Here is a 6,002-nt window from a genome sequence, read left to right as displayed (position 1 = left end):
GATGAGACGCAATTCCGTCGTCAGAATAATGTTCCTCGTCCCGCAGCTGTCGCAGACGAACCCAAAATTGAAATTGATCCTGCTCAACCGCAAGCACCGGCTTACGTTGCCCCACAACAAAATATCTGGTCGCAGGAACCCACTCTGGTTCAGATGCGCAAAGAAATTGCCAGTTTGCGGGATATGCTGCAAAACCAGCTATCTGATTTAACCTGGAAGGATATGGCAAGACAAAGTCCCACCCAGATGCAAGTTTTGCAACGCCATATGCGCATGGGAACGGATGTTGAACTCGCCAAACAACTGGTTACAGCCAGTCAGGGAATTGATGATCTGGAAACTGCCTGGCGTCAATCATTAGGCAAACTTGCGGCGCAAATCCCGTTATCAGATCAGGACATTATCGAAAAAGGTGGCATCATGGCTCTGGTGGGACCGACTGGCGTTGGTAAAACCACGACCATTGCCAAACTGGCAGCGCGTTGCGCATTGAAACACGGTGCACGCCAGGTAGGCCTGATTACCACTGATTGCTACCGAATCGGAGGTCAGGAGCAACTGCGTAGTTATGCTCGTATATTGGGCGTCTCATTACGAGTCGCGCGAAACCATCAGGAACTGGGTGAAGCACTGAATGATATGCTTGATCGGCGCTTTATACTGATCGATACTGCAGGTATGAATCCGCGTGATATGCAATTAACACAAAAAATAGCTATGTTAACTCAGCATTCTCCCCGAATCCGACATTTCCTCACGCTGTCTGCAACCACCCAAAACTCTGCTCTGAATGATATCATTAAGGCGTTTTCGCACCTTAAATTAAGCGGCTGCATTCTGACCAAAACTGATGAAAGCAGCAGTCTGGGAGGTGCGGTCTCTGCAATAATTCGTCATCAACTGCCTTTGGCCTATATCTGCGATGGTCAGCAAGTACCTGAAGATCTCGGTCTGGCACGACCAAACAGTTTGGTGAATCAGGCCAGTGAGTTGATGCAATCTGAACAACAAGCACTGGATCCTCATACAGTATCCAGTTACGGAGGTTTTGCCGCTTATGGCTGATGCACCCTTGGACCAGGCAAGTGGTCTGCGAAAAATGACCCACATTCCGAAGCCGGTAAAAGTAATCGCTATTGCCAGTGGTAAAGGTGGTGTGGGTAAAACCAATGTCACGGTGAATATTGGTGTGGCACTTGCTACTCAAGGGAAAAAAGTCGTTCTACTCGATGCTGACCTGGGTTTGGCCAATATCGATGTGATGCTTGGCTTACATCCGCAATTCAATCTGCTGCATGTTCTTGAGGGAGATAAAAGCCTGAAAGAAATTATGGTTGATGGCCCATCCGGGCTACAGATTATCCCAGCGGCTTCCGGTGTTAAGAAAATGGCTGAACTCAGCCCTGCTGAACATGCGGGTATGATTCAAGCTTTTAGTGAACTCGATGATCACATTGATATCCTGCTTATCGACAGTGCAGCAGGTATCGCTGACAGTGTCGTCAGTTTTACCAAAGCGGCGCAGGAAGTCATCGTTGTTGTCTGTGATGAACCTGCCTCAATTACCGATGCCTATGCATTAATCAAATTACTGAGTCGCGAGCATGGAGTTGAACGATTCCATATTATTGCCAATATGGGACGCAGTATTCAGGAAGGTCGTGAATTATTCGATAAAATCTCACTGGTATGCGATCGCTTTTTGGATGTAACCTTAAATTTTATGGGGATTGTTCCTTTTGATGAAGATCTTCGTCGGGCAGTTAAAAAGCAACGTTCAGTGGTCGAGTTTTTACCGCGCAGCAAATCTGCCACGGCATTTCAGCATCTGGCAAAAAAAATCGATTACTGGCCCGTAGCCAAACAACCGAGGGGAAATATGGAATTCTTTGTTGAACGTCTGATACAGGCTAGCCTGGAAGCAGGTTAGGATGATTGGATTAAGCATGTATTCCAGCCAAATATCAGAACTCACTCAGCACCAGCTGATTGAACAGCATGGTGGCCTGGTTAAACGTATCGCTTATCATCTGGTTGCCCGCTTACCCCATACGGTTGAAGTGAATGATCTAATTCAGGCAGGCATGATTGGTCTGCTGGATGCTTCCCAGCAGTATAAAGCCAGCCAGGGTGCCAGCTTCGAAACGTATGCGGGTATTCGTATCCGTGGAGCGATGCTTGATGAAATTCGGCGCAATGATTGGGCACCGCGCTCGGTACACCGCAAAGCCCGTGAAATCGCTGAAGTCATGCATCAGCTTGAACAGCAACTTGGCCGTTCACCAATGGATGTAGAGGTGGCGGATGCACTGGAAATGACACTTGATCAGTACCACCAGCAATTACAGGATGCCTCAGGGCACCAGGTATTCAGTCTGGATGATATGACTGATAATCAACTGACTGATGGTGACTCTTTCGGTAGTGATGATGTCGGTCCCGCTGAAATCACCGAGAATAACAATTTTGAACGCGCTCTTGCAGAAGCGATAGACGGTCTGCCGGATCGTGAGCGGTTATTAATGAGCCTGTACTATAATGAAGAATTAAACTTAAAAGAAATTGGTGAAGTACTCGGCGTCAGTGAGTCACGTGTCAGTCAGATCCACACACAAACTGTGGTGAGATTGCGTAGTAAGCTTCGCGATTGGATGCAGTAATTTTGGGAGGTATACCTTGGATAAAAATATGAAAATCCTCATTGTGGATGACTTTTCTACAATGCGACGGATTATCAAAAATCTATTACGTGATCTTGGCTTCAATAATACTATTGAAGCAGATGATGGTTTAACTGCCCTGCCCATCTTAAATGCAGGTGGTATCGATTTCCTGGTAACCGACTGGAATATGCCCGGCATGCAAGGAATAGACTTGCTTAAAACTGTGCGTGCCGATCCCAAATTAGCTACCTTGCCCGTGTTAATGGTTACTGCCGAGACAAAACGGGAGCAAATCATTGAGGCCGCTCAGGCTGGCGTCAATGGCTATATTGTCAAACCATTTACGGCCGCAACATTAAAAGAAAAAATCGAAAAAATATTCGAACGTATCAACGCACAATAATCCGCTGGAAAGGAATTTATGGAAGCTCTGAATAAAGCAGAACAACTTGAAGCCGCCCAGGCCCTTATTAATGCGATTGAGCAGGATGACGAAGATCGTATTAAAACTGAATTAATGGCGCTTACCAATGCTCGCGAAAGTGCATTATTTCAGCAAATAGGCAAATTGACCCGTGAACTTCACGAAGCATTAAATAACTTCAAAGTTGATGCCCGATTGGTTGATCTGACACACAACGATATGCCGGATACCCGGGATCGTCTGAACTACGTTATTCAAACCACTGAAGAAGCTGCACACAAAACGTTAGGTTATATCGATAAAACCCTGCCTTTGGCTAATGAATTGAAACAAACTGCCGCTAAGCTCAATGAAAGCTGGCAACGCTTTCGAAATCGGGAGATGTCAGCAACAGAATTCCGTGATTTGAGCCGGGAAATTGAAGCTTACTTACCTGTGGTGAATACGCATGCTGGGGAGATCCACAATAACTTATCTGAAATGACGCTGGCACAGGGCTTTCAGGACTTAACCGGACAAGTTTTACGCCAGGTCATTGGACTGGTAGAAGAAGTTGAAAACAATCTGGTAAAACTGGTTAAGGTGGCAGGACAATCTCAGCAAAGTGGAGAGACAAAACAGGTCGATCCATTAAAAGCAGAAGGACCGCAGATAAATGCTAAAAATAAACCGAATGTGGTCAACAACCAGGACGATGTGGATGATTTGTTATCCAGTCTTGGTTTTTAGAAGGACAGGAGCATGGCCTTAGATACAGATGATGAAATTCTGCAGGATTTTCTGGTTGAGGCAGAAGAAATACTGGATGGCTTGAATGAGCAATTGGTTGCTCTGGAAACACAGCCACAGGATAAAGATTTACTTAACTCCATTTTTCGGGGCTTTCACACCATTAAAGGTGGCGCTGGATTTTTAAGTCTCGAAGCGATGGTAAACCTGTGTCATAAAGGCGAGGATGTATTTAACCTGTTGCGTCAGGGTGAACGCCTGGTTGATGCAGACATGATGGATACCTTTCTCAAGGTACTGGATATTCTTAACAGTATGTTTGCTGAGGTCAAAGCCGGCTCTTATCCAACGGCAGCTGATCCGGTCATAATCGATCAACTGGCGGCTTATTTATCTGGTGAAGCGCCGCCCGCTGCTGCAGAACCTGAACCAGAGCCTGAACCAGAAGTGAGCCCACCGGCAGCTGAAAACAATGTAGCTGGCGATGACATAACAGATGATGAATTTGAAGCGCTACTGGACCAGTTGCATGGCAATGCTGCGCCTGGCATTACTCCACCTGCAGATCCTCCTAAAGCCGAACCAGCCAAATCGACTGGAGATGATGAAATCTCCGAAGAAGAATTTGAAGCGCTTCTGGATGAATTACAGGGAAAGAAACCAGCAGCTAAAACCACTCCTCCGCCCGCAGCTAAACCTGCTGCCGAAGCAGCTAAACCTGTCAGTCCAGCAGAACCTGCATCTTCACCGAAAACGGCTGACGATGAGGATGTGGTAACAGCGGTAAAACCAGCTGCTGCAGCTGCACCGCAAGCAGCGAAAGCGCCAGCAGAAACCAGTGTACGCGTCGATACGTCCCGACTGGACGACATCATGAATATGGTAGGCGAACTGGTTCTGGTGCGAAATCGTATTAACACGCTGGAAGCGGCCTTTGAAAACGAGGAAATGGCCAAAGCCGTCAATAATCTTGCCGTGGTTACTGGAGACCTGCAAACCGCCGTCATGAAAACGCGGATGCAACCGATCAAAAAGGTATTCGGTCGCTTCCCTCGAGTGGTACGTGATTTGGCTCGCAGCCTGAAAAAAGACATAAATCTTGAGTTACGTGGCGAAGAAACCGATTTGGATAAAAATCTGGTAGAAGCCCTGGCAGATCCGTTGGTGCATCTGGTTCGTAATGCAGTCGATCATGGCGTTGAAATGCCCGATGTCCGTGAAGCGGCAGGCAAACCGAAACAAGGGCAAATCGTGCTCGCTGCAGCTCAGGAAGGTGACCATATTCTGCTGACTATTTCAGATGATGGCGCCGGAATGAACCCTGAAGTATTACGCCGCAAAGCCGTTGAAAAAGGCATGATGGATGAGGAAGCTGCCTCACGTCTGACCGAATCGGAATGTTTTGCATTGATATTTGCACCAGGATTTTCGATGAAACAGGATATTTCTGATATCTCCGGTCGCGGTGTCGGTATGGACGTGGTCAAGACCAGCATCTCCAAACTCAATGGTGTCATTGATATTCAATCGGAAATAGGCAAAGGCACTACACTTTCTATCAAAGTCCCGTTAACTCTGGCGATCATGCCCACATTAATGGTGATGTTGGGTAATCAGATATTTGCCTTCCCATTGGTCAGTGTGAATGAAATTTTTAATCTGGATTTGAATAAAACCAATACCGTTGATGGTCAGCAAACTGTTATTGTTAGAAACAAAGCTCTGCCCTTATTTTATTTGCGTAAATGGCTGAATAAAAACAATGTCACAGAGCGTAAAGCAACAACCGAACATGTTGTTATCGTCAATGTCGGCACACGAAAAGTGGGTTTTGTTGTTGACCAGTTGATTGGACAAGAAGAAGTGGTTATCAAGCCTCTGGGAGCCCTGCTGCATGGCACCAAAGGCTTTGCAGGAGCGACCATTACTGGCGATGGACGTATTGCTCTGATTCTTGATTTCCCAGAGTTAATGAATACCTACGCACATCGAAATTATTAAGGATATTTGTGACTGTTAAGGTACTGATTGTTGATGATTCAGCTTTTTTTCGCCGGCGACTGACTGAAATCATTAATGCCGATCCTCGGCTTGAAGTTATCGCCAGTGCCGCTGATGGTATGGAAGCCGTCGAACTGGTATCTCGCTACAGACCCGATGTTATTACCATGGATTTGGAAATGCCT

At 46.5% G+C, this 6,002-nt stretch carries 7 protein-coding genes; all 7 read left to right on the top strand.

The genetic code is table 11. From position 1 onward, the window contains the following. The coding region (flhF, locus tag B3182_RS04520) for a flagellar biosynthesis protein FlhF (RefSeq protein ID WP_292751719.1) at positions 1-1,065 on the top strand (1,065 nt) is incomplete at its 5' end. Then, complete coding sequence (locus B3182_RS04515; protein WP_014708082.1) at positions 1,058-1,930, top strand: MinD/ParA family protein; 873 nt, start codon at positions 1,058-1,060, stop codon at positions 1,928-1,930. The genes flhF and B3182_RS04515, both read left to right, overlap by 8 nt. A 1-nt stretch (position 1,931) precedes the next feature. Then, positions 1,932-2,660: an RNA polymerase sigma factor FliA gene (locus B3182_RS04510; protein WP_292353658.1), complete on the top strand. Its 729-nt coding sequence runs from the start codon at positions 1,932-1,934 to the stop codon at positions 2,658-2,660. A gap of 16 nt (positions 2,661-2,676) precedes the next feature. Continuing rightward, positions 2,677-3,066, top strand: a complete 390-nt coding sequence (gene cheY / locus B3182_RS04505; protein ID WP_169697805.1) for a chemotaxis response regulator CheY — start codon at positions 2,677-2,679, stop codon at positions 3,064-3,066. A gap of 18 nt (positions 3,067-3,084) precedes the next feature. Then, on the top strand, positions 3,085-3,816 hold the full coding sequence (locus B3182_RS04500; RefSeq protein ID WP_292353657.1) for a protein phosphatase CheZ: 732 nt from the start codon (positions 3,085-3,087) through the stop codon (positions 3,814-3,816). Positions 3,817-3,828: 12 nt separating this feature from the next. Beyond that, positions 3,829-5,817 (top strand): chemotaxis protein CheA, encoded by a 1,989-nt coding sequence (locus B3182_RS04495; RefSeq protein ID WP_292353656.1) that lies wholly within the window; start codon positions 3,829-3,831, stop codon positions 5,815-5,817. Between the two features lie 8 nt (positions 5,818-5,825). After that, the coding region (locus tag B3182_RS04490) for a response regulator (protein ID WP_292751731.1) at positions 5,826-6,002 on the top strand (177 nt) is incomplete at its 3' end.

Source organism: Methylophaga sp. UBA4204 (genome assembly GCF_002379485.1).
Taxonomy (GTDB): Bacteria; Pseudomonadota; Gammaproteobacteria; order Nitrosococcales; family Methylophagaceae; genus Methylophaga.
The sequence above is the reverse complement of the archived record's forward strand: the minus strand, read 5'-3'. Positions and strand labels throughout refer to the sequence as shown.

Excerpts from the sequence above, each read along its gene's own strand:
- B3182_RS04515 (WP_014708082.1), top strand. The coding sequence starts at position 1,058 with ATGGCTGATGCACCCTTGGACCAGGCAAGTGGTCTGCGAAAAATGACC.
- B3182_RS04510 (WP_292353658.1), top strand. The coding sequence starts at position 1,932 with ATGATTGGATTAAGCATGTATTCCAGCCAAATATCAGAACTCACTCAG.
- B3182_RS04500 (WP_292353657.1), top strand. The coding sequence starts at position 3,085 with ATGGAAGCTCTGAATAAAGCAGAACAACTTGAAGCCGCCCAGGCCCTT.
- B3182_RS04495 (WP_292353656.1), top strand. The coding sequence starts at position 3,829 with ATGGCCTTAGATACAGATGATGAAATTCTGCAGGATTTTCTGGTTGAG.